Source organism: Acinetobacter sp. YH16056_T (genome assembly GCF_024605895.1).
GTDB classification, from domain to species: domain Bacteria; phylum Pseudomonadota; class Gammaproteobacteria; order Pseudomonadales; family Moraxellaceae; genus Acinetobacter; species Acinetobacter amyesii.
The window spans coordinates 2,129,295-2,152,287 of record NZ_CP094545.1; the positions used below are offsets into that span (position 1 = coordinate 2,129,295).

Here is a 22,993-nt window from a genome sequence, read left to right on the forward strand (position 1 = left end):
ACATCAATCCAATGGAAGCGCTGTAGTTTGTTTAACGGCCTGTAACGGTATCTCTGTTTTTACATTTTGCACACTGGCAATCTGCGTTAAATGATGAATTTGAAACTTTCGATAGGCTTCTAAATCTGCCACGACGATACGTAAGAAAAAGTCACAATCCCCTGCCATGAGTTGACATTCAACCACCTCAGGCATCGTTTGAATCGCTGCGACAAAATCATTCACGGTTTTTGCATCTTGACCTTTTAGCCAAATCCGCGCAAATACCGTTAAACTTAAATTCAATTTTGACTGATTCAGTAAAGCCACATATTTCTCAATATAGCCTTCATCTTCTAGTTGCCTAACCCGTCTCAAACACGGCGAAGGTGATAAACCAACTAGTTGGGCCAATTCATTATTTTGTAGTTTTCCATTTTGCTGTAATGCTTGCAAAATGCGTTTATCTATCTGATCCATCAATAAAGGCACTAAATTTCACAATAATCTTTATTTTAGCAATTTTATTGCACAATAAAAGCAATCTTCCATAAAATAGCTGCCAAATGCTGCTCAGATATCCATAAAATATTGCTTTCGATCTCGCTTCATGGAAAACGTCATGTTGATGTTTAGACAAAGTACACTCAATCACACCCACTCACAGCATTCTATTGAGTTTAAACGAGGTCTAAAAACATCTATTCCAATGCTGCTGGGCATTATTCCTTTTGCATTAGTTTTGGGTGCTCAGGCAACACATAAAGGCTTTTCTAGTTTAGAAGTTCCGCTTTTGACTGGCCTTAACTTTGCCGGTGGTTCTGAATTTGCCATTTTGGAAGTTTGGACCAATCCCCCTAATATTCTCATGCTGATGTTTATTACGTTTTTAGTGAATAGTCGGCACCTATTAATGGGGGCGAGCCTTGTCCCGTATTTACGACATTTACCGAATCGTACGGTTTATACCGCTTTATTTTTTATGTGCGATGAAAGTTGGGCTGTGGGTTTGGCTGATGCGCAAAAAAAATCTAATGTTTTGGGAATTCAGCGCGCCTTTAGTTTGATGTTCTATGCAGGCTTATGCTGTGCTCTATATTTGATGTGGGTTGGCTTTACCACGCTAGGGGCAATGATCGGGCCGATACTTGGCGATATTAGTCGACTTGGTTTTGATATGGCTTTCCCTGCTGTATTTCTTGTTTTACTGCGTGGCATGTGGAAAGGCTTTAAAGCGGCGCGTCCATGGCTGGTCAGTTTGATTGCCGCATCTTTGGCTTACTTGTATCTCCCTGCGGGCTGGTATGTTCCGATTGGTGCAGTTACTGGCATTGCTTCTGCATTTTTCCTAATTGGAGATGATGTATGATCCACACTAGCACCCTGATCGCGATTCTATTTATAGCCTTAACCACTTACCAGACCCACATCTTGGGTTATGTATTACTGAAAAATCGTAGCCTCACCAACAAACAGCGTCAAATCATGGAAGTTGTTCCCGGCTGTGTATTGATCTCAGTGATCGCGCCCTATTTTGTCAAAGATCATCCTGCTGATTTAATCGTGATGGCCATTACCCTATTTGCAGCATCACGTTTTTCATTATTGCCTACCGTTGTGATTAGCATGCTTTCAGCAGCCGTGTTAAGACAAATTTTGATTTAGTCCCATACGATCATGTTTTGAATAACGAAAGAACTACGATTTAAATCCAATGATGATGAATATTAGGAATCATCTTATTTGATAAAAAATACCCATACCTTGAGATCACATGCTTCATGCAGATATCGAGCTATGGGCAGTCTTCTTTATCTTTCGATTAGCTTTGATCGGTTTTGACCACTTTTGCCAAAATGTTCACCAATTCTGCATTTTGCAATTCAACTTGCTGTAATTTGTGAGTGGTTTGATCTAATACTTCTTGCTGGATATGCATTTTCTTTGCAAGGTCTTGCATAATTTCCAAGGTCTTTTTCAGGTTGGCTTCTAGATGCACCACTTTTTCCTCGAGTGGCAAGGTTTCATGCGCGGTAGATTGCGATACGTCACGATTAAACTGTAGCCAAATTAAAAATATAACCGCCAGTGCCAATAATAAAATAAATCCCCAAAGTAACATCAACATCATGCTCATACTCTTTATATATTTCTTTGACTTTCATCTTAAACAATAAATCGGCTGTGCTTGAATATTTTTTAAAGTTTTTCAATATTTTCGAGATACATCAACGACATTACGCATGATTTTTCATCTAATTTTAGAAAATAAAAAAACACCTACAAGCTAGTAGATGTTTTCTATATTGGATAAGTTTGAATTTTTATAAAGAGTGAAAACTTTCACATAAATCGAGCAAGCGGTTCGCATAGCCCCATTCATTGTCATACCATGCGAAAACTTTTGCTTGCTTTCCTACCACCATGGTTTGATTCAAATCGACAATCAATGAATAAGGTGAATGATTAAAATCACTTGAGACCAAGGGCTCATCGGTTACTGACATAATTTCATGATAATCAAAACGTGCAGCTTTGCTTAACACTGCATTTAACTCATGCTTGGTGATAACTGATTGAGACACAAAACTTAAATCGATTGCAGCAACATTGATAGTCGGCACACGAATCGAATAGCCATCGATTCGATCTTCCATTTTCGGCATGACCCGTTTCAACGCACCCAGAGCTGAAGAGGTCGTTGGAATAATATTTTGACCTGAAGCTCGCGCACGACGTAAGTCACGATGTGCATGATCCAATACAGACTGATCCGCAGTCACAGCATGAATTTCTGTCATGAGTGCTGTGTCTATAACAAAGGCATCATCAATAATTTTGACTAAAGGCACCAAAGCCTGCGTGGTACACGACACACTCGAAATAATTTGATCCGTCGCTTTGACTTCATGATGATTAACACCATACACAATCGCAGCATCAACACTGTCAAACGGCGCCGCACCAATAATCACACGTTTGGCACCTGCACCAATATGTTGTGTGGCTGCCTCTCGCGATCTAAATAAACCTGTGCATTCGAGTACCACATCGACATTCAGTTGCTGCCAAGGCAAAAGACTCGGCTGTGCTTCATTTAAAACTTGCACTTTGAGATGCGCTTGAGCACAAGAGATATCTAGAAAAATAGCGCCATCTTGTTCAAGAATTTCGACTTGGCCTGCAAAACGACCATGCGTGGTGTCATATTTAAACAAATGCACCATGGTTTCCACATCAGCGACATCATTTATGGCAACAATTTCATAATGAAATTCTTTTGGATTTTCAAACCAAGCGCGTAATACATTGCGTCCGATTCGACCAAATCCATTAATTGCCACTCGCTGCATGACTTACCCTTCATTTTGAAACAGTTATAAAGCGCTTATATATTAAAGGATTTCAACAATAATTCGTAATCATTAATTCTCTTAATACTTATTAAAATGGGTGTTGAGTGAAAATATTCAAAATAGCTTTTCGACTTTATAATGAAGAAAAATATTCTATAGACTATAAATCACAATGATGAAGCAAACACTACAACCATTTTATTTGTTCTGGCAAAAGCTTAAACCTACAAAGCTCTTTTACGCTTCCATCTCAATATTTTTGATATTTTTATTAGGTTCAACCGAGACTACAGCGCAAATATATCAACACTGTTCATCAGCGGAGATACAAAAATTACAACGCCTATTCTCAGACGATAATTCCTCCAATGCCAATGAACCTGTATTTCAGGACTGCATTCAACTTCAGCATAGTCGTCGATTATTAGCCCTTTCTAGTAATGCGACTGACGTGATTCAGGACAATGCGGGCAATTATGATCTAAAGCTTTATCTTATAGATAAAGGCACATTTCAAGTACTAAAAGTATTTAAGTCACCTAAAGGCATTGTGCCTACGACACGTTTAGATAATGTTCAATTTGATCTCACTCCCTATGCAAAAGATCAGGACTTGGTGGGTATTGCTTTAAAACAATCGCACATAGGCGGTATTCATTCATCAAGACGATTGCTTTACCTTTATGCCATTCAAACTGATTCAAAAATTTTAGCTGTCTTAAATGGACTAATGACCAACTACAACAGCAGTACACAAAGTGCTTGTGATGACTGGAATACTGAAGAATTGAAGCGCACCTTACACATCAGCAATCAAACCCATAAGGGCTTCCCTATTTTCTTAATCAAAGAGTCGAGCATTAGCAGCCATTACAATCACAAAAACTGCAAAGCGTCCGCTGAACATGACCAAGGTCGTTATCAGCTCAAATTTAATGGCAAGGAATACCCCATTCAACACATAAAAAAGACAGATCCTGACTTATAAGCTGATTAATTCACGCCTTTAAAATTTGAAAATGCGTTTAGGATTTAAGTAAAATTTCATCTTAAATTTATAAATAAACCAAAGTACCATTGAGTAAAAACTGCCAAAATTTTCACAACCATAATGAAAATGAATCAATTCAAATGAATTATATAAAAAGTCATATAGTTCATTGAAAATCATTGGTCGCTACACCTTTTTCCGTTATAATTTAGCGTTTTTAAATTTTATGTCAGCATCTCAAGCCAGCTTTAAAATTTTGTAAGACTTGCTTGATATGCTATTACCAAATCGAAATTAGGAGAGACTTGGTTGTGAGTACTCGTTTTATGACATCAGCTGAAATTCGCGAAGCTTTTTTAAGCTACTTTGAATCGCAAGGGCATACACGTGTCGCGTCGAGTTCTCTGGTACCTGCCAACGACCCAACACTATTGTTCACAAATGCTGGTATGAACCAGTTTAAAGACTGCTTCCTTGGTCTTGAAAAACGTGACTACGTTCGTGCAACTTCTTCACAAAAATGTGTCCGTGCCGGCGGTAAACACAACGACTTAGACAACGTTGGTTATACAGCACGTCACCACACGTTCTTTGAAATGTTGGGTAACTTCTCATTTGGTGACTACTTCAAACGTGATGCCATCACATTTGCTTGGGATTTCTTAACCAACGAAAAATGGTTAGGTCTGCCAAAAGATAAACTTTATGCCACTGTTTACCATACAGATGACGAAGCATTTGATATCTGGAACAAAGAAATTGGTCTAGACGCTTCACGCATTATCCGTATTGGTGACAACAAAGGCGAAAAATACGCTTCAGATAACTTCTGGGCAATGGGCGATACAGGTCCTTGCGGTCCATGTTCTGAAATCTTCTTTGACCATGGTGACCACATTTGGGGCGGCTTACCGGGCACTCCTGAAGAAGATGGCGATCGTTTCATCGAAATTTGGAACAACGTATTCATGCAGTTCAACCGTACTGCTGATGGTGTTCTGCATGCCCTTCCTGCACCTTCTGTAGATACAGGTATGGGCCTTGAGCGTATTTCTGCAGTTTTACAGCATGTAAACTCAAACTACGAAATTGACCTATTCCAAAACCTACTTAAAGCTGCTGCTGAAATCATTGGTTTAGATACCACTGAACTTGAAGCAAAAGCACAAGCAGAAAACAAACCAGTTGAATACCCTGCTTCACTTAAAGTTGTGGCTGACCATGCACGTTCTTGCTGCTTCTTGATTGCAGACGGTGTTAACCCGTCTAACGAAGGCCGTGGCTATGTACTTCGCCGTATTATCCGTCGTGCAGTACGTCATGGTAACAAATTGGGTGCAACAGGTTCATTCTTCCATAAAATGTTGCAGCCGCTGATCGACGTGATGGGCGCTGCTTATCCTGAGCTTGCTGCACAGCAAGCACGTATCGAAGCACAGCTTTTGAAAGAAGAAGAACAATTCGCAAAAACTTTAGAGCAAGGTTTGAAATTGCTTGAAGGCGAATTGGCTCAACTTAAAGGTTCAGTGATTCCAGGCGAAACTGTATTTAAACTTTACGATACTTACGGCTTCCCGACTGACTTAACAGCAGACATTGCACGTGAACGTGATTTAACGATTGATGAAGCTGGTTTCGAAGTCGAAATGGCGGCTCAACGTCAACGTGCGCGTGATGCTGGTAAATTTGCTGTCGACTACAACTCAATTGTCAAAGTTGAAGGCGAGACTCAATTTGACGGCTATGACGCAACTCAAGGCCAAGGTCAAATTGTTGCAATCTACAAAGACGGCGAACAAGTTGATGAAGTTTTTGAAGGTGACGAAGCACTAATCGTTCTAAACCAAACTCCGTTCTATGCAGAAAGTGGCGGTCAAGTTGGCGATACAGGTATCTTCAAAAACGAAACTGGTATTTTTGAAGTTCAAGACACCAAAAAATCAGGCGGCGCATTTGTACACCAAGGCATCGTGACCATGGGTAACTTAAAAGCGGCTCAAGCGGTTGAAGCGATTGTTAAAGCAGATATCCGTGCAGCAACATCGCGCAACCACTCTGCGACTCACCTGTTGCATGCAGCGCTGCGCCAAGTTTTGGGTACGCACGTACAGCAAAAAGGCTCATTGGTTGCCAGCGAACTTTTACGTTTTGACTTTGCCAATGATCAACCTGTTTCATTTGAACAGCTTCAAGAAATTGAACGCATTGTCAATGCTGAAGTGATTGCCAATACTGCTGTTTCAACTGAACTTTTAGACATCGATGCGGCTAAAGAAAAAGGCGCGATGATGTTGTTCGGTGAGAAATACGGTGACGAAGTACGTGTATTGTCTATGGGTACAACCAAAGATGAGAAAAACTTCTCTATCGAACTTTGTGGCGGTATTCACGTAAAACGCACAGGTGACATCGGCCTATTTAAAATCACTTCTGAAGGCGGTGTTGCTGCAGGCGTACGCCGTATAGAAGCTGTTACAGGCACAAAAGCAGTTGAAGTAGCACAAAAAGCGGATCGTGATATTCATGCAATCAACGATTTGCTAAAAGCTCAAAAAGACCAAACTTTAGAAAAAGTAGAAGCGCTTTCTCACACTGCATCTAGCTTGCAAAAACAAATTGAACAATTGAACCAAAAATTGGCAAGCTTCCAAGCCGCTGAGTTATTGAGTCAAGTTCAAGAGATTGCTGGCCGTAAAACATTAATCACCACGGTTCAAGGTGTAGATGCGAAATCACTTCGCAACTTGCACGACGGTGTGAAATCTAAGTTAGACAATGCTGTGATCGTGATCGCAGCGGTTGATGCCGACAAAGTGAGCCTCATTGCTTCGGTTGCTAAAGAATACACTGCTGCTGTAAAAGCAGGTGACATCATCAAACACCTTGGTCAAGAACTTGGCGGTAAAGGTGGTGGTAAACCTGATATGGCTCAAGGTGGTGCGCCTTATAGCGACAAACTTGAAGCGGTAATGACTGACCTCGTTGCATGGTTAGCTGCAAAATAAGACCAAAAGTCCTATAGCTCAAAGTGACTCACCTCCTTTGAGCAAATCAACAGGTTTAAGCAGTGTGTTTTTTAATGCTGGATCCTGCTTAAACACTGTTGATGCGTGAAAGCGCAAACTCAATCATCATGTTGAAACCAATATTCAACCTCTGGCTAAATGATGAAAATGGAGTCTAAAAGGCTGGGTTCATGTGAATCCCCTGCAGACACAAAGTATCTATTTGAACTCCTCCTACCTTGGAGTTCATAAGCTACGTGGTATATTAAAATCGCGCCGAAGTGCGGTCTTAAAATATGTGTAAGTGCTTTAAGTCTTTAGACTTATTTACTTGGTAAGGATAGTTATGGCATTAATCGTTCAAAAATATGGCGGTACCTCAATGGGTACTCCAGAGCGCATTTTAAATGTTGCTCGTCGTGTAAAGCGTTGGCATGATCACGGTCACAAAGTTGTGGTTGTTGTATCTGCAATGAGTGGCGAAACCAATCGTCTACTTGCTTTAGCGAAAGCCATTACCGAAACACCTGATCCACGCGAATTAGACCAAATGGTGTCTACGGGTGAACAGGTAACGATTTCTATGTTAGCAATGGCACTTAACTCTATTGGTGTTGAAGCTAAATCACTTACAGGTCGTCAAGTTGGTATTAAAACCGACAGCGCATTTACCAAGGCGCGTATTGAAGCGATTGATACAGATGTATTGACTTCAAACCTTGACGCTGGACGTGTCATTGTAGTGGCAGGTTTCCAAGGCTTTGATGCCGAAGGTAACACTACGACTCTAGGTCGTGGTGGTTCTGACACTTCAGGTGTTGCATTGGCAGCTGCACTTAAAGCTGATGAATGTCAGATTTACACAGACGTTGATGGTGTTTACACCACTGACCCTCGTGTCGCTCCAAAAGCGAAAAAAGTTGATCGTATTTCTTTTGAAGAAATGCTTGAAATGGCATCACTTGGTTCTAAAGTCCTTCAAATTCGCTCTGTAGAATTTGCCGGTAAATACCAAGTGCCTTTACGCGTATTATCAAGTTTTGATAATGACGATGATGGCGCATTCGACGAAAACTTTAAACAAAACGTCGGGACACTAATCACCACTGAAGCGGAAGACAACATGGAACAACCAATCATCTCAGGTATCGCGTTCAACCGTGATGAAGCTAAATTAACTATTCTTGGTGTACCGGATAAACCAGGTATCGCTTCAAACATCCTTTCACCAATTGGTGATGCCAATGTTGAAGTGGATATGATTATCCAAAACGTGGAAGAAGACGGTACAACTGATTTCACTTTTACAGTTAACCGTGGTGAATTACCAAAAGCGAAAGCTATTCTTGAAGCGACTGCACAAGAAATTGGTGCACGTGAAGTTGCAACTCGCGCAGACATCGTTAAAGTATCGATTGTTGGTGTTGGTATGCGTTCACACGCTGGTGTAGCAAGCAAAATGTTTACTGCTCTTGCAAAAGAAGGCATTAACATTTTGATGATCTCGACTTCTGAAATCAAAATTTCAGTGATTATCGATGAGAAATACTTAGAGCTTGCTGTACGTGCTCTACACACTGCATTCGGTCTAGATCGTGAAACAGGTGAATCAAGCGCGCGTGCTTAATTAACCTTGCTGTGTGTCAAAATTTGTCATTGTTAGACAGATTTTGAAAAACATCGTAAAAATTCAGAGCCACTATAGTTTTTTTTATAGTGGCTCTGTTATATTAAACCTGAGGATTTTAAAATTTACTCAGTTTGCGACTGTCACAATGATTGTTTCAGATGCACTGCTAAATTTTTTTGCTTTTACAAGTTATGAATTTTACATAACAGATCATTTGCAGGTTTTGCATTTTGCAAGGAGAGAAACATGCTGATTCTGACTCGTCGTGTCGGAGAAACATTAATGATTGGAGACCAAGTTAGCGTGACTGTACTTGGTGTTAAAGGTAATCAGGTTCGTATTGGCGTGAATGCTCCAAAAGAAGTATCTGTTCATCGTGAAGAAATTTACCAACGAATTCAACATGAACGCGCAATGCACGAACATCTCCAAAACATTGATCAAGAATATCAGCCATCTTTTGAAGAAACTGATTATTCACAAAACAACTATAATCGCTAAGATTTAAGTTGTTAAATGATAAAGCGGCTCATTAGGCCGCTTTAAATTTATCTAGAACATGCGTTTACTATATAAGTTCAACTGAGCTTAATTACTGCCCTTCTAGAACTTTACGTACGGGGCCAAAACTGCGGCGATGTTCATCAATCACCCCATACTGTGCAATCGCTTCGAAGTGCGCTTTGGTTGGATAGCCCTTGTGTTTCGCAAAACCATACTGTGGATATTTTGCATCCAGTTCAACCATTTCGTGGTCTCGAGTCACTTTTGCCAAAATACTCGCAGCCGAAATCTCTGGATGAATCGCATCACCGCCCACGATTGCATCACAGCTCATTGCTAAACCGGTTGGGACTTTATTACCATCGACCAACACGTGTTCTGGCTGTACATTGAGTTTTTCCACTGCACGACGCATTGCAAGTAATGATGCTTGCAAAATATTGATCTCATCAATTTCTTGTGCAGAACTTTCAGCAATCGCCCAAGCCAAGGCTTTTTCTTGAATCTCAATAAATAACTTTTCACGTTTTTTTTCAGTGAGTTTTTTAGAATCGTTTAAACCTTCAATCGGGTTATTTGGATCTAAAATGACAGCTGCCGCAACAACCGAACCCACCAATGGACCGCGACCCGCTTCATCTGCACCAGCAATTTTCATATATCTCTCACTCAAAATAAAATACGACCCTTAATTTGGATTTACTGATACTCAGCAAAACCATTGTCAGGGTCGTATAAAATGTTCTAAATCTTAGTTTTTAAATGTTTCAATCACGCAAGCATTTAAAGTATTTGTCACGATTTTAGCCGCAAGATTTGCTTGTGAAGTTTTATCCATTGCTGCTACAACCAAATCCGTTGCAGTCACGCTAGTTATCGCTTTCTCGCCTACACATGAACACACTTCAGTTTGTAGTTCAGATTTTTGAGTTTCTGTTAATAATTTTGAACCTGTTTTCCAGTAGCTGTTGTTATTTAGCTCAGTCACGCATTTCGCTTGAACACCCACTTTAACCGCCATCATTGCCAAGCTGTTTGCTGAAGTTGTACCTGTAGAACTTGTACCTGTTGTACCAGTCGCAGCACATGCAGAAAGAACAAGCGCTAATGGCGCTAGAACAGCAACTAATTTTTTCACGAATATTTCCTTTGTTCTGTTAATTAACGCGCATATTGTGCCCCAAATCACACACCATCCGATATGACTATTTAAAATAAATTCGGTAATTGTGTAGTTAATCATCAAAGCCTGTGTTGCATATTCACAACACAGTGTCCCGATTTTAAACGACGCATATTTTTGTGGTCTGTATTAGAATCTGCATAAGATTGAACGCTTAAATAATCAACATGAGCAATAACACACAATACTACACTCGAACAGCTCAGGTCTTACATTGGCTGATGGCGATCATATTCATCGTGGCATGGTTAATTGGCTTTTATAGTGGCAATTTTCTGAGTTATGACGTCGATGGTAGCTTTAAAGGGCAAGTCATTACCCTCCATAAAAATATTGCGACTACGATTATTTTTCTGGCGGTGATACGAATCTTTTGGCGCTATACCCACCCCACACCTGAATTACCTGACAGTATGTCATCCGGCATGAAAACCTTGGCACATTTGGGTCATTTAGCACTGTATTTTGTACTACTGGCTTTACCGATTACAGGTTGCTTATTTAGCTGGAGTGCAGGTCACCCTGCCCCTGTCTTGTATTTGTTTGAAATACCACGCTTGGTCCAAGATAATCCTGAATTACTTGCCATCGTGAAACCATTACATATTTGGATTTCTTGGGCAGCAGGCTTGCTCTTAGTGGTTCATATTTTGGCAGCACTGAAACATCATTTTATTGATAAAGACCATGTGCTCAAAAGCATGACACGACAACCAAAACCCTAACAAAGACAAAATAAAAGCCACATTATGTGGCTTTTATTGTGAGCATCATCTTTTAATTCAGCACTTGCTGAGCACAGCCACGCATACTATTCAAAACCGCTTTAGAAATCAGTTTATTCTTTTCAGTTTCATTCACTGCAGCAGTCATCAGATCTTTCGCACCAATATCATCCATAGCATGCTCACTCACGCACTGACAAATCGCAGCTTGATTGTCTTTTTTCTGTTGAGCACTCATAAACAACGCAGCACCTTTCCAAATTTTAGAAGTATTTAATTCTTGCGAGCATTGATATTCAATCACAGGCTTTAGCATACGCTGACTTAAACTTGATTTATCTGCACTAGCAGCGGATGAAATCAATACTGCGGCTAAAAATGTAATCGATGAGGCAAATATAGAGCGATTTGAATGAGATAAAAGCATGATTTAAACATAAAAAAGGCAGTGAATATTCACTGCCTGAGATTATACGCTGATTATTAATTCAACGCTTCAATCTTTTTAATCCAAGCTTGTTTTTCAGCATCTGAAATAAATGATGCTTCAAAAGAGTTGATTGCCAGTTGCTTTAACTCTGCATTGCTTAAATCAAGTGCTTTGGTGATCGCAACAAAGTTATCATTCATATAGCCACCAAAATAAGATGGATCATCTGAATTGACGGTCACATGCACACCTTGTTGCAATAGTCGGCGAATATTATGATCAGCCATATCATTCACAACACAAAGTTTTAAATTACTCAGCGGGCAAACGGTTAATGGCATTTTCTCTGCAATTAAACGCTGCATTAAGGCTGGATCTTCTTCTGAACGTACACCATGGTCAACACGATTTACTTTCAGTAGATCCAAGGCTTCCCATACGTATTCTGCTGGACCTTCTTCCCCTGCATGCGCAACGATAAGAAAACCTGCTTCACGTGCTTTGGCAAAAACACGTTCGAATTTTGATGGTGGATGACCCACTTCACTCGAATCTAAACCAACACCAATAATTTGATCTTTATATGGTAAAGCTTGTTCTAATGTTGCAAATGCTGCGTCTTCAGATAAATGACGTAAGAAACACATAATCAGATGTGAGCTAATGCCCAGTTTTACTTTGGCATCATCACAAGCGCGTTGTAAGCCATTCAAAACCGTTTCAAAAGCAACGCCACGATCTGTATGAGTTTGTGGGTCGAAGAACATTTCAGTATGAACCACATGATCTTCTGCACATTTTTCTAAATATGCCCATGCCAAATCATAAAAATCTTGCTCATGAATCAGTACATTTGCACCTGCATAATAAATGTCTAAAAAAGACTGTAAATTATGGAAGTTATACGCTTCTTTTAATTCTTCGACTGATTGATAAGGGATTGCAATATTGTTGCGTTGGGCAATTGCAAACATGAGTTCAGGCTCAAATGTCCCTTCAATATGCACATGTAGCTCTGCTTTTGGCAAAGCGCGAATCAGCTCAAGTTGATCCATCTTTTATCCTCATAAAAATAAAAAAGGGTGCAAACTGAGTTTACACCCTTTCGCTATTTGACAGTATTAACCGCCAAATGCAGCAAATTTTAATGCCCAAAGTGCAGCAATAATCCAGACCATATACGGTACAGTTTTCGCTTTACCTGTCAGCAATTTAACTAATGCATAGCTGATGAAGCCCATTGCAATACCGTCTGCAATTGAATAGGTAAACGGCATAAATACAATTGTTAAGAATGCAGGGACTGCTTCAGTAATATCATCCCACTCAATATGAACGATACCTTGAATCATCAACACACCAACAAACAATAATGCTGGCGCAGTTGCAAAACCTGGTACAGACTGAGCAAGTGGTGCTAAGAACAATGCCAAAATAAACAATACAGCAACTACAACTGCAGTTAAACCTGTACGACCACCGGCAGCAACACCTGCTGATGATTCAATATAAGGCGTAGTCGAAGACGTACCCAATGCCGCACCCGCAACAATTGCAGATGAGTCAGCAAATAATGCTTTCTTCAAACGTGGTAATTTACCGTCTTTTAATAAGCCTGCACGGTGTGATACACCGACCAATGTACCTGTAGAGTCAAATAAATCAACCAAGAAGAATACAAAGATTACGCCAATCAAACTTGCTGTGAATAGACCTTCGAAGTTCATTTGCATGAATGTTGGAGCGATTGAAGGAATAGCACCTACAACACCTTTAAATTCGTTGAAGCCCAGTAGGGTTGAAATTGCAGTAATCACCAAAATACTGATGATGATTGCACCACGTACTTTGAAGTGATGCATAACCACAACCATCAAGAAGCCAAGTAAAGCCAACAAGACAGACGGCTGTTTTAAATCACCCAGACTAACCAATGTTGCAGGGTTATCAACAATAATGCCGGCATTTTTCAAAGAAACCAGTGCAAGGAATAAACCAATACCGCCGCCGATCGCCAGTTTAAGCGACATTGGAATCGCATTGACAATCGCTTCACGGATTTTGAACATGCTGATAGCGATAAAAACAAGGCCAGAGACAAAAACAGCTGCTAAAGCAGTTTGCCATTCCACGCCCATACCCAAACATACAGAATAGGTAAAGTAAGCGTTTAAGCCCATACCGGGTGCTAAGGCAATTGGATAGTTAGCAACAAGCCCCATCACCAAACAGCCAATGGCTGCTGCTAGACAGGTTGCGACAAAAACAGCGCCATGATCCATACCCGTTTCGGACAAAATCATTGGATTGACAATAATGATGTAACACATTGTCAAGAAAGTAGTTACACCTGCAATGACTTCTGTTTTGAAACTGGTTTTGTTTTCGCTCAGTTTAAACAGACGTTCAAGCATGTTCTCGGAAGATGGATTAGGAGTCGTCATGACCTAGCCCCTATGAAGTAAACTTTATGCATATAAGCATTCCACAAAATTAATCATGTCATGTATTCATCATTAATTTTGTGTATGCCTAAGCAACGAATATGCCAATTCGGCAGATTGTAGGCTTTAAAAAATCCTATTTTCAACAACATACAACACGGTACAAATGTTGAAATTTGCAAACAAAAAAGCTGCATAAACCTATGCAGCTCCTCTATTTATGTCATTTAATTCGTATTTAATATCAATAAATACTGATCAAATTAATTTCGGCAAATTATAACACATTGATTTTTTAATGTTTCCACATTTTCATCGCTTTTCAATTTAGTAAATTTAAGACATTGTTTTCTTTATAAAGTTTCAAATTATTATATATAAAAATAAAATATCAATATTTAAACGAACACTTCAAGACCATGCTTGAGCTCAATGCAAAAGCAGCAAGATTGATTTTTTTTAGCGCATATAAGGTGATGCGCTCAAATCATCATTGAACACCTGATTAATTTCTTGCTGTCGCTTTAACTCTGCATTCTTATAAACACTAAACCCTAAAAACACAATGCTGAGTATAAAAATTGGTATCAGTATTTTTTTCATAACAAAATTTTATTCATGTTTAAATATTTAGCTATAATAACAAAAAACTTAAACAAAAAAGTGATGTATTTCACAATTTTATATCTTATTAAGTCATTTAATAAGCTATTTGTTCGATCAATGTTAACTTTGTAATATATTTTAGACTGATAGACAAGATAATAACTGAATGTTTTTTCGAAGCCTTTTCCGGAAAAAGCCTCAAATCATAGATCATTTCACCTGCGAAATTTAAAGCACGATCAATTTCACAGACCCACCATTACATCTCGAATGAAGAAGATAAAAAAAGCCGCTGAGTTCTAAGCAGCGGCTATTCATATTCTTTTCGGTCTAAGTTTTTCAATTTCGAAATTAAGCGGCTTGTTGTTCGTCTCGCTTAAAGACCAATTCGCCCTTTAAGCTACTCTCTGCATCGAAATAATAACCATCGGTATTGAACGACTTGATATCTTCAATACGTTCAATTTTATTTTCCAACAAATAACGCGCCATTAGGCCACGTGCTTTTTTGGCATAGAAGCTGATGACTTTATATTTGCCGTTCTTTTGATCCAGAAAAACAGGTTTGATGATTTCGGCTTTAATTTTTGATTCTTTGACCGACTTATAGTATTCATCTGAAGCGATGTTGACCAAAAGTTCAGAGCCGGCTTTTTCCAAATCGTCATTGATGAGATTGGTGATGGTATTGTCCCAAAACTCGTACAAGTTATGTCCACGTGGGTTTTGCAACTTGGTCCCCATCTCTAAACGATATGGCATCATTAAATCCAGTGGACGCAATAACCCGTAGAGGCCCGAGAGCATACGCAAATGGATTTGTGCGTATTGAAGGTCTGTATTTGCAAGTTGATAAGCATCTAAACCCGTATAAACATCACCTTTAAAGGCAAAGATTGCTTGACGTGCATTGGCAAAATCAAAATCAGGCTGCCAATCTCGGAAGCGTTCAACATTTAAAGTCGCAATTTTCTCACTGACACTCATCAAGCTTGAAATTTCACTTGCCGATAATTTACGTGCGACTGAGATCAATTCTTCAGAATGATCTAATAGCCGTGGTTGAGTGAATTTTTCAGTCGGTAAAGCGGTTTCGTAATCTAAAGTTTTTGCTGGAGAAATTAAAGCGAGCATAAACATCCTGATTAATTTTTAATTAAACAAACTATAACAGTAGAGCAATTTCAAAGCCAATCTGTGTTTTAGATAATATTAATCTGTAAACTATAGTCTCTCCCGCTTTCACATTTTAGTAATTATGTCAGAACAAATGTTCATTCAAGGGCCGATGGGTCAACTTGAAATTTTTGTTGATTATCCACAGGGTGAAGTGAAAGGATTCGCGGTAGTTACACACCCTCACCCATTGCAAGGTGGCACACCACAGCACAAAGTCCCTGTGCTTTTAGCGCAAATGTTCTTAGAACGTGGCTATGTAGTCTATCGCCCAAGTTTCCGTGGTTCTGGCCAAAGTGCAGGAATACATGACGAAGGCAATGGTGAAACCAAAGACACCATGCAAGTTATTGAATTTGCGCGTAACCTACATCCAAACCTACCATTTTATGCAGGCGGTTTTAGTTTTGGTGCAAATGTCATGACTAAATGCTATGCCCTATTGCCTGTAGAATTACAGCCTGTACAGACTATTTTATGCGGACTACCAACTACAACAGTTGCAGGTGTACGTCACTATGTGACGCCGCATATTAAGGGTGATATTTTATTTATTCACGGTGAAGAAGATAATGTCACACTATTATCTGACCTAATTCAATGGGCCAAACCGCAGCGCCATTTAATCACGGTTTTACCCGGTGCAAACCACTTTTTTACGGGTTATCTAAAACAGCTTCGTATCGCGATTTCACGCTTTTTAGTCTAGAAAACAAAAAATGAGTCAGCTTATCTGGCTCATTTTTTTTGCCTATTGACTGCTTAATTCAACAAATATTCCAGATAAATTCACCTATATCACTTTTCGATTTATCCATCATTTAAATGCATTGGTGATCATTATCTATTCAACATGTAATGACCTAAGCCGACGCTCGTTTAATTTTGATTACGCCTCAATTTTTTATCGAAAAACCAATAATTTACTTGTTTAAATGACTAACTACAGAAATAATACCCCAAAAAATTAAGATAAAATTTAGAGGGAAAAATGAAATTTATTGTTGCTGTGATTTTAAGTCTAGGCATTGCAGCTTTGGTTTATTATTTTAATTCAACGCCCTCCACAACAACGAATTTGCCTGCATCTACGGTTGCAACCAATGATGGTCCCAAAGCCTATTTGACTGCGTCATACAAGATGAATGTCAATGGTCGTGATTTTAGCTTAAAGATGGTCTATGACTTTCCCAACAGCCAAGTGTGTGAAGCCCAACTCAACAGCACTGACACCATGAATATGATTTCAACCTTTAAGCAACGCTGTTCAAGTGACTCGGTGTGTAAAGAAGCTGAAATTTCGTCTTGTTCATCTTTTACCGATCAAAAATATAAAGATATGCTCGATAAAAACTATCATGACACCCATTATATTTATTTAAGCGATAGTAAATTGACTGATCAACGTGGTGTGATCGTGTTTTGGGGACTCAATGAACAAGAGTCAGAAAAAATGTGTGACTATGTGAAAAAGAGCAATCGAACCATTAATCCAATCAATATTGAATGTCTATAACCTTGTTCAATACATTCTGTTAAAAAACAAAAAAGCAGCGCTATGCTGCTTTTTTATGGATGATTTTTAATTCAAATTTTCAGATCATTTCGTCATTTGTTTCCATTGAAACTCACTATATGACTCTTCTTCTTTTAAACTGTTTTCGACCGCTTGAGCCAATTGGTTCAATAGACTTTGCTCAGTAATACGATCTAACCAATCTTGGTCTTCATCTGGATAAGAGGTAATTTCACAGACTAGACGACCGGATTCATCCTGCCCCTGACATGTCACTGAAAGTGGCAATTCATGCTGATCGACACTGACTGCAATCTGATCACCACTTTGCGATAACGTTTGAAAGCCATATTTCTCAAGCTTACTTGCTAAAAACTCAGCCACTTGAGTTTGCGTATCAGCACTGCTTTCAACTCGATTTGAATCGCTATGGGCGGTGAATTGTAGTTTTCTCATGTATCTATCCAAAGACATTCTTGTTGTATGGTTTTAGCATAAGCAATTAAAACCAAACAGCCAAGCATTTGCTTGGCTGTTGTTGAATAAATATACAAATTTAGTGAATTATTTATTCACTTACCGCAATCGTTAAACCAGCTTGAGTCGCTAGCTCTGTAAATGTCGGGAAGCTGGTCGCAACAGTTTCTGTACCCACGATATTAATTTCACCCGAAGTACGTAAACCTGCCATTGAGAAGCTCATTGCAATACGGTGGTCATGATGTGATTCGATTTGACCACCTGTGAAGATTGCACCCCACTCACCCGCTTTGCCTTGACCTTCAATGATAATGCCGTCCTCGGTTGGCGTACAATCGATACCCATAATTTTTAGGCCATCTGCCATCACTTGAATACGATCCGACTCTTTCACTCGAAGTTCAGCTGCACCAGTCAAAATGGTTTGACCCTCTGCACATGCAGCAGCAATAAATAACGCTGGGAATTCATCAATCGCCAATGGTACTTGATCTTCTGGCATATGAATGCCTTTGAGTGTACGTGAACCACGAATACGAATATCTGCAATCGGCTCACCGCCAGCGATACGTTCATTTTCAACAGTCAGGTCAGCACCCATCTGTTTTAAAATTTCGATCACACCTGTACGTGTTGGATTAATGCCGACCGCTTCAAGTGTGACATCTGAACCTTCAGTAATCGCTGCACCCACCATAAAGAATGCTGCAGATGAAATGTCAGAGGGTACTTGAATGTCTGTACCGACTAACTTGCCGCCACCTTGAAGTGAAATGCGGTTGCCTTCTGTTTTCACGTCATAACCAAATGCACGAAGCATACGCTCTGAATGGTCACGTGTTGGTTCCGGCTCAGTGACAACAGTTTCACCTTCCGCCCAAAGACCAGCCAACAAAATACCGGATTTTACTTGTGCAGATGCCATTGGTAAGTCGTAGTGAATACCTTTCAGGTTTTGACTTCCGGAAATAGACACGGGCGGCGTACCACGCTCACCTGTAGTTTGAATTTGCGCACCCATTTCACGTAATGGTTTGGCAATACGTTCCATTGGACGTTTTGATAATGACGCATCACCCGTCATCACCGAATCAAACTTCTGTGCCGACAACATGCCTGAAAGCAAACGCATTGAAGTGCCTGAGTTACCCATATACAAAGCGCCTGCAGGTGCTTTTAAACCATGCATACCTACACCATGAATGGTGACTTCGCCGTTTTTAGGGCCTTCAATACTCACCCCCATATCGCGGAATGCTTGGAGGGTTGCCAAGGCATCTTCACCTTCAAGGAAACCAGTGACATGCGTTGTGCCTTCTGCAATAGCACCAAACATGATAGAGCGATGTGACACAGATTTATCACCTGGCACAGTAAATTTACCTTGGAATTGCTTTGGACCCGGTAAAATTTTGAATTGCTGTGTCGTCACTTTATTTTTCTCCATCAGTGGTTTCTTTGCGAGCATGTGATTGAAATGTTGGCGTGCCGCTTGTGCATGCCCCAACAGTCCCATCAACGCTTGTGAGTTTTCATCTTCAATCAGTTTGCGAAGAATAGCCAATTGTTTTTCGAAGCCATCTACCGCATTTAAAATTGCCTTTTTATTGGCAAAAAAGATGTCATGCCACATATGTGGGTCGCTTGCAGCAATGCGTGAGAAATCACGAAAACCGCCAGCGGCATAACGGAAAATATCTAAATTGTCTTCTCGGTTCGCAAGTTGCTCAACCAAGTTAAATGCCATCAAATGCGGAAGATGACTGGTATGGGCCAACACTTCGTCGTGTTTTTCCACATCCATGCAAATCACTTCCGCTTTGGCAGCTTGCCACAATTGAATCAGTTTCTCTACAGCCCAATCTGCACTGCTTGGTAAAGGTGTCAAAATCACTTTGTGATTAGCAAATAAATCTACCTTACCTGCATGCACACCTGTTAGTTCAGCCCCCGCAATCGGATGCCCCGGTACAAAACCAGCAGGTAATTTCTCACCATAGACTGCTTTCGCTGCATCAACGACATTGCCTTTGGTACTTCCAACATCGGTAATAATCGTCTGTTCGGATAGATAAGGCTTGATCGCTTCAAGGACTTTTTGTGTCGCACGTACAGGCAAAGCCAAAACAACGAGATCTGCACCTTTGACCGCTTCGGCAGGATCGCTATAACCCTGCTGAATAAGTCCTAAAGCTTTTGCATCTTCTAAAGTTTTTTGTGAACGCGTAGACGCCACAATTTCCTTAGCCAAACCTTCAGCAATCATGACGCGAGCTAGGCTTGAGCCAATCAGCCCAAGCCCAATAAAAGCAACTTTTTCAAATAGTGGCACAGACATGACTTAAGCTTTAGCCTCTAAGCCCAAAACTTTAGCCAAGGCAGCTAAGAATTTAGCATTTTCAGCTTCAGTCCCAATTGATACACGTAAATGCTCAGGGATACCAACTGGACGAACAATCACACCTTCTTTTAATAAAGCATTGAACGTCTGTGCAGGATCTGCTTTTACATTTACTAAAATGAAGTTGGCACGTGAAGGCACATACGCTAAACCTAAAGCATCAAAGCCTGACTCAAGTTGAGCCATACCCGCTTTGTTCACTACGCGTGATTTTTCAATAAATGCTTCATCTTTAAGTGCAGCAACTGCAGCCACCATTGCAAGATGGTTTACGTTAAAGGGTTGACGAATACGATTAAGGAAATCCGTCACTTCAACTGAAGCCAAGGCAAAACCAACACGTAACGCAGCCAAGCCATAACATTTTGACATGGTACGGCTAACGATTAAGTTTGCGTATTGATCTAAGAATTTTAAGCTGTTGAAGTTTTCTGGGAAATATTCCACATAAGCTTCATCTAAAACCACGATCACATTTGCAGGTACTTTTTGCATGAACGCTTCAAATTCAGCTTCTTCAAACCATGTACCTGTTGGATTATTTGGGTTCGCAATAAAAATTAATTTAGTATTGTCTTTAATTGCCGCAGCCATTGCATCTAGGTCATGTGAAAAACCTTTTGCAGGCACTTCAATCGCTTCAGCATTAATGGCTTGTGTCACCAGACCATACACAGCAAATGCGTGTTGGCTATACACCACAGAGTCTTGCTCTGAAACAAAAGCACGAGCGAAAATTTCTAGAAGATCGTTTGAACCATTACCTAACGTAATGCGGTCATGTGCAATACCAAATTGTTTTTCAACTTGGTCTTTCAAAATAAAACCGCCACCATCCGGATATCGACCAATTTCTGCAAGTTCAGCAGCAACCGCTTCTTTCACTTTGTCAGAACAACCCAATGGGTTTTCATTTGATGCGAGTTTTACGATATCTGTAATACCCAACTCACGCTCAAGTTCACTAATTGGTTTACCTGGTTGGTAAGGCTTTAGCTTTGCAATGCCTTCATTGGCTGGGACAAACGTCATTTTACACTTCCAGTTTTTTCAAATGATGAAGGTGATCAACTCCTGATGGAATTGATCACAGTTGTGATCTTAAAGAACAGCAATCGGATATGAACCCAATACACGAATTTCTTTAACCAATGGACGAATTTCTTCAATTGCCGCTTTCACGTTTTCTTGCTCAACATGACCTTCCAAGTCCACAAAGAATACATAAGCCCATTTTTCAGGCAAGGCAGGACGTGTTTCGATACTTGTTAAGCTAATATTATGCTTGGCAAACGGTGCAAGAATTTCAAGTAATGCCCCCGCACGGTCATGCGCAGAAATCAACAATGAAGTTTTATCATTGCCAGATGGTGGCACTTTTTCACGACCAATCACCAAGAAACGTGTGGTGTTTTCAGGATTGTCTTCAATATTGCTATGCAAAATCTCGAGGTTATAGATGTTCGCAGCAACTTCAGAGGCAATTGCCGCAGAGTGCCATTCATTACGAATACGGCGTGCAGCTTCTGCATTTGAACTGAGTGCAACACGTTCTACACCCGGATAATGTGCATCTAACCAACCACGGCATTGCGCCAAAGTTTGTTGATGTGCATAAATCTGTTTAATGCTGTCTTTTCGTGTATTTTCAGACACAAGGAATTGGTGATGAATACGCAGTTCCACTTCACCAATAACATTGAGATGTGAAGATTTAAAGCAATCTAAAGTATGGTTCACTACCCCTTCAGATGAGTTCTCTACAGGCACTAAACCATAGTGCGCACTGCCTGCTTCTACTTCGCGGAATACTTCATCAATCGTTGGAAGAGGGCGAACAACAGCGTCTTGACCGAAATGTTTTAAAACAGCCGAATGTGTATAAGTCCCAACTGGACCTAAGAACGCAATACTTTGCGGTGCTTCAAGGGCTAAACAAGCCGACATGATCTCACGGAATAAACGTGCCATTGTCACATCAGACAATGGGCCTTCGTTACGATCCATAACTTTACGTAAAACTTGCGCCTCACGTTCAGGACGATAAAACAATGGATTCTCTTCTGCAGCAAATTTTGCTTTTGCCACAGCTTCAGCTAGTTTCGCACGACGGTTGATAAGTTGTTGAATCTGCATATCAACAGAGTCGATATCTTCACGAATTTGAGCTAAGTCCAGAGAAGTCGGAGTGTTTTGATCATCGTTGATCATTGTTATGTCGCCCTTCAAAAAAATTTTGCAAACAGTATAACAATAGTTAGCTTTCAAATGTTGCGCAATACGACTTTGATGGTTTCAGCCTTAAAAACAGACAGTTGATTAAAGCTTCATCAGCTTAACTTAAGAGCCAAAACAGCCAAACTGATAGGTAAAGCCATAATTAAGGCAAATCTTACCTTTTGACGGCTTTATTGATCATTCATCTTGAGCAGCACAATAAATAGACCTTCTCTTTTCCTCCAAATTTGCATCAGATCCATCCCCTTGTATAAGCCCATCAATCAATTTGTTTCATTGGTCATTTCAGTTTTAAATTTTGCTCTCAATACTTGAAGCAAAATAAAAAT

22 protein-coding genes are annotated in these 22,993 nt (G+C 40.0%); 9 read left to right on the forward strand and 13 right to left on the reverse strand.

Translation table 11 applies throughout. From position 1 onward, the window contains the following. Positions 1-3: 3 nt before the first annotated feature. Positions 4-459 carry an Lrp/AsnC family transcriptional regulator gene (locus MST17_RS10575; RefSeq protein ID WP_078194390.1) on the reverse strand — a complete coding sequence of 152 codons (456 nt, stop codon included), beginning with the start codon at positions 457-459 and terminating at the stop codon, positions 4-6. A gap of 142 nt (positions 460-601) precedes the next feature. Between MST17_RS10575 and MST17_RS10580 the strand changes: the two genes are divergently transcribed. Continuing rightward, positions 602-1,348: an AzlC family ABC transporter permease gene (locus tag MST17_RS10580; protein WP_180027214.1), complete on the forward strand. Its 747-nt coding sequence runs from the start codon at positions 602-604 to the stop codon at positions 1,346-1,348. Continuing rightward, positions 1,345-1,644: an AzlD family protein gene (locus MST17_RS10585; RefSeq protein ID WP_180020865.1), complete on the forward strand. Its 300-nt coding sequence runs from the start codon at positions 1,345-1,347 to the stop codon at positions 1,642-1,644. Before MST17_RS10580 ends, MST17_RS10585 begins: the two co-directional genes overlap by 4 nt. A gap of 157 nt (positions 1,645-1,801) precedes the next feature. Here MST17_RS10585 and MST17_RS10590 read toward each other — a convergent pair whose 3' ends face one another. Both MST17_RS10590 and MST17_RS10595 read right to left on the reverse strand, forming a co-directional pair. Further along, positions 1,802-2,104, reverse strand: a complete 303-nt coding sequence (locus MST17_RS10590; protein ID WP_168379360.1) for a hypothetical protein — start codon at positions 2,102-2,104, stop codon at positions 1,802-1,804. Positions 2,105-2,303: 199 nt separating this feature from the next. After that, a complete protein-coding gene (locus MST17_RS10595) occupies positions 2,304-3,332 on the reverse strand; it encodes a type I glyceraldehyde-3-phosphate dehydrogenase (protein WP_180020863.1) in 1,029 nt (342 codons plus the stop codon). 175 nt (positions 3,333-3,507) lie between these two features. On the opposite strand from MST17_RS10595, the gene MST17_RS10600 reads away from it, so the two are divergent. From MST17_RS10600 to csrA, 4 genes are all read left to right on the forward strand, one after another. Beyond that, positions 3,508-4,323: a hypothetical protein gene (locus tag MST17_RS10600; protein WP_180009413.1), complete on the forward strand. Its 816-nt coding sequence runs from the start codon at positions 3,508-3,510 to the stop codon at positions 4,321-4,323. A gap of 314 nt (positions 4,324-4,637) precedes the next feature. Continuing rightward, on the forward strand, positions 4,638-7,331 hold the full coding sequence (gene alaS / locus MST17_RS10605) for an alanine--tRNA ligase (RefSeq protein ID WP_180009412.1): 2,694 nt from the start codon (positions 4,638-4,640) through the stop codon (positions 7,329-7,331). A 346-nt stretch (positions 7,332-7,677) separates the two neighbouring features. Next, positions 7,678-8,958, forward strand: coding sequence for an aspartate kinase (locus MST17_RS10610; protein ID WP_078189079.1), 1,281 nt, complete (start codon positions 7,678-7,680; stop codon positions 8,956-8,958). A 249-nt stretch (positions 8,959-9,207) separates the two neighbouring features. Further along, positions 9,208-9,462, forward strand: coding sequence for a carbon storage regulator CsrA (csrA, locus tag MST17_RS10615; protein WP_078189080.1), 255 nt, complete (start codon positions 9,208-9,210; stop codon positions 9,460-9,462). Positions 9,463-9,553: 91 nt separating this feature from the next. Here the strand turns inward: csrA and rnhB are convergent, their stop codons facing one another. Next, positions 9,554-10,123 (reverse strand): ribonuclease HII, encoded by a 570-nt coding sequence (gene rnhB, locus MST17_RS10620; RefSeq protein WP_168379347.1) that lies wholly within the window; start codon positions 10,121-10,123, stop codon positions 9,554-9,556. Positions 10,124-10,216: 93 nt separating this feature from the next. Beyond that, positions 10,217-10,603, reverse strand: a complete 387-nt coding sequence (locus MST17_RS10625) for a hypothetical protein (RefSeq protein ID WP_180027216.1) — start codon at positions 10,601-10,603, stop codon at positions 10,217-10,219. A 212-nt stretch (positions 10,604-10,815) separates the two neighbouring features. Between MST17_RS10625 and MST17_RS10630 the strand changes: the two genes are divergently transcribed. Then, the gene (locus MST17_RS10630; RefSeq protein ID WP_180027217.1) at positions 10,816-11,373 is read left to right on the forward strand and encodes a cytochrome b; all 558 of its coding nucleotides are present in this window, start codon (positions 10,816-10,818) and stop codon (positions 11,371-11,373) included. A gap of 52 nt (positions 11,374-11,425) precedes the next feature. On the opposite strand, the gene MST17_RS10635 is transcribed toward MST17_RS10630, so the two are convergent. The 4 genes from MST17_RS10635 to yaaA form a co-directional block, all read right to left on the reverse strand. Continuing rightward, positions 11,426-11,800 carry a hypothetical protein gene (locus MST17_RS10635; RefSeq protein ID WP_180027218.1) on the reverse strand — a complete coding sequence of 125 codons (375 nt, stop codon included), beginning with the start codon at positions 11,798-11,800 and terminating at the stop codon, positions 11,426-11,428. 56 nt (positions 11,801-11,856) lie between these two features. After that, the gene (locus MST17_RS10640) at positions 11,857-12,858 is read right to left on the reverse strand and encodes an adenosine deaminase (protein WP_180027219.1); all 1,002 of its coding nucleotides are present in this window, start codon (positions 12,856-12,858) and stop codon (positions 11,857-11,859) included. Between the two features lie 66 nt (positions 12,859-12,924). Beyond that, positions 12,925-14,247 (reverse strand): NCS2 family permease, encoded by a 1,323-nt coding sequence (locus tag MST17_RS10645; protein ID WP_111885323.1) that lies wholly within the window; start codon positions 14,245-14,247, stop codon positions 12,925-12,927. Between the two features lie 957 nt (positions 14,248-15,204). Then, the gene (gene yaaA / locus MST17_RS10650; RefSeq protein WP_180027220.1) at positions 15,205-15,987 is read right to left on the reverse strand and encodes a peroxide stress protein YaaA; all 783 of its coding nucleotides are present in this window, start codon (positions 15,985-15,987) and stop codon (positions 15,205-15,207) included. 124 nt (positions 15,988-16,111) lie between these two features. On the opposite strand from yaaA, the gene MST17_RS10655 reads away from it, so the two are divergent. Beyond that, positions 16,112-16,738 (forward strand): alpha/beta hydrolase, encoded by a 627-nt coding sequence (locus MST17_RS10655; RefSeq protein WP_180027221.1) that lies wholly within the window; start codon positions 16,112-16,114, stop codon positions 16,736-16,738. Between the two features lie 282 nt (positions 16,739-17,020). Continuing rightward, positions 17,021-17,545, forward strand: coding sequence for a hypothetical protein (locus MST17_RS10660; RefSeq protein ID WP_180027222.1), 525 nt, complete (start codon positions 17,021-17,023; stop codon positions 17,543-17,545). Positions 17,546-17,629: 84 nt separating this feature from the next. Here the strand turns inward: MST17_RS10660 and MST17_RS10665 are convergent, their stop codons facing one another. The 4 genes from MST17_RS10665 to pheA all read right to left on the reverse strand — a co-directional run bounded on the left by MST17_RS10665 (position 17,630) and on the right by pheA (position 22,637). Continuing rightward, positions 17,630-18,001 (reverse strand): hypothetical protein, encoded by a 372-nt coding sequence (locus MST17_RS10665; RefSeq protein ID WP_180020847.1) that lies wholly within the window; start codon positions 17,999-18,001, stop codon positions 17,630-17,632. A 112-nt stretch (positions 18,002-18,113) separates the two neighbouring features. Then, positions 18,114-20,363 carry a bifunctional prephenate dehydrogenase/3-phosphoshikimate 1-carboxyvinyltransferase gene (locus MST17_RS10670; RefSeq protein WP_180027223.1) on the reverse strand — a complete coding sequence of 750 codons (2,250 nt, stop codon included), beginning with the start codon at positions 20,361-20,363 and terminating at the stop codon, positions 18,114-18,116. A gap of 3 nt (positions 20,364-20,366) precedes the next feature. After that, the gene (gene hisC, locus MST17_RS10675; protein WP_078189092.1) at positions 20,367-21,458 is read right to left on the reverse strand and encodes a histidinol-phosphate transaminase; all 1,092 of its coding nucleotides are present in this window, start codon (positions 21,456-21,458) and stop codon (positions 20,367-20,369) included. 69 nt (positions 21,459-21,527) lie between these two features. Then, positions 21,528-22,637 (reverse strand): prephenate dehydratase, encoded by a 1,110-nt coding sequence (gene pheA / locus MST17_RS10680; RefSeq protein ID WP_180027224.1) that lies wholly within the window; start codon positions 22,635-22,637, stop codon positions 21,528-21,530. Positions 22,638-22,993: the final 356 nt, after the last annotated feature.

Excerpts from the sequence above, each read along its gene's own strand:
- MST17_RS10575 (WP_078194390.1), bottom strand. The coding sequence starts at position 459 with ATGGATCAGATAGATAAACGCATTTTGCAAGCATTACAGCAAAATGGA.
- MST17_RS10580 (WP_180027214.1), top strand. The coding sequence starts at position 602 with ATGTTGATGTTTAGACAAAGTACACTCAATCACACCCACTCACAGCAT.
- MST17_RS10585 (WP_180020865.1), top strand. The coding sequence starts at position 1,345 with ATGATCCACACTAGCACCCTGATCGCGATTCTATTTATAGCCTTAACC.
- MST17_RS10595 (WP_180020863.1), bottom strand. The coding sequence starts at position 3,332 with ATGCAGCGAGTGGCAATTAATGGATTTGGTCGAATCGGACGCAATGTA.
- MST17_RS10600 (WP_180009413.1), top strand. The coding sequence starts at position 3,508 with ATGATGAAGCAAACACTACAACCATTTTATTTGTTCTGGCAAAAGCTT.
- MST17_RS10610 (WP_078189079.1), top strand. The coding sequence starts at position 7,678 with ATGGCATTAATCGTTCAAAAATATGGCGGTACCTCAATGGGTACTCCA.
- csrA (WP_078189080.1), top strand. The coding sequence starts at position 9,208 with ATGCTGATTCTGACTCGTCGTGTCGGAGAAACATTAATGATTGGAGAC.
- rnhB (WP_168379347.1), bottom strand. The coding sequence starts at position 10,123 with ATGAAAATTGCTGGTGCAGATGAAGCGGGTCGCGGTCCATTGGTGGGT.
- MST17_RS10630 (WP_180027217.1), top strand. The coding sequence starts at position 10,816 with ATGAGCAATAACACACAATACTACACTCGAACAGCTCAGGTCTTACAT.
- MST17_RS10635 (WP_180027218.1), bottom strand. The coding sequence starts at position 11,800 with ATGCTTTTATCTCATTCAAATCGCTCTATATTTGCCTCATCGATTACA.
- MST17_RS10640 (WP_180027219.1), bottom strand. The coding sequence starts at position 12,858 with ATGGATCAACTTGAGCTGATTCGCGCTTTGCCAAAAGCAGAGCTACAT.
- MST17_RS10645 (WP_111885323.1), bottom strand. The coding sequence starts at position 14,247 with ATGACGACTCCTAATCCATCTTCCGAGAACATGCTTGAACGTCTGTTT.
- yaaA (WP_180027220.1), bottom strand. The coding sequence starts at position 15,987 with ATGCTCGCTTTAATTTCTCCAGCAAAAACTTTAGATTACGAAACCGCT.
- MST17_RS10655 (WP_180027221.1), top strand. The coding sequence starts at position 16,112 with ATGTCAGAACAAATGTTCATTCAAGGGCCGATGGGTCAACTTGAAATT.
- MST17_RS10660 (WP_180027222.1), top strand. The coding sequence starts at position 17,021 with ATGAAATTTATTGTTGCTGTGATTTTAAGTCTAGGCATTGCAGCTTTG.
- MST17_RS10665 (WP_180020847.1), bottom strand. The coding sequence starts at position 18,001 with ATGAGAAAACTACAATTCACCGCCCATAGCGATTCAAATCGAGTTGAA.
- MST17_RS10670 (WP_180027223.1), bottom strand. The coding sequence starts at position 20,363 with ATGTCTGTGCCACTATTTGAAAAAGTTGCTTTTATTGGGCTTGGGCTG.
- hisC (WP_078189092.1), bottom strand. The coding sequence starts at position 21,458 with ATGACGTTTGTCCCAGCCAATGAAGGCATTGCAAAGCTAAAGCCTTAC.
- pheA (WP_180027224.1), bottom strand. The coding sequence starts at position 22,637 with ATGATCAACGATGATCAAAACACTCCGACTTCTCTGGACTTAGCTCAA.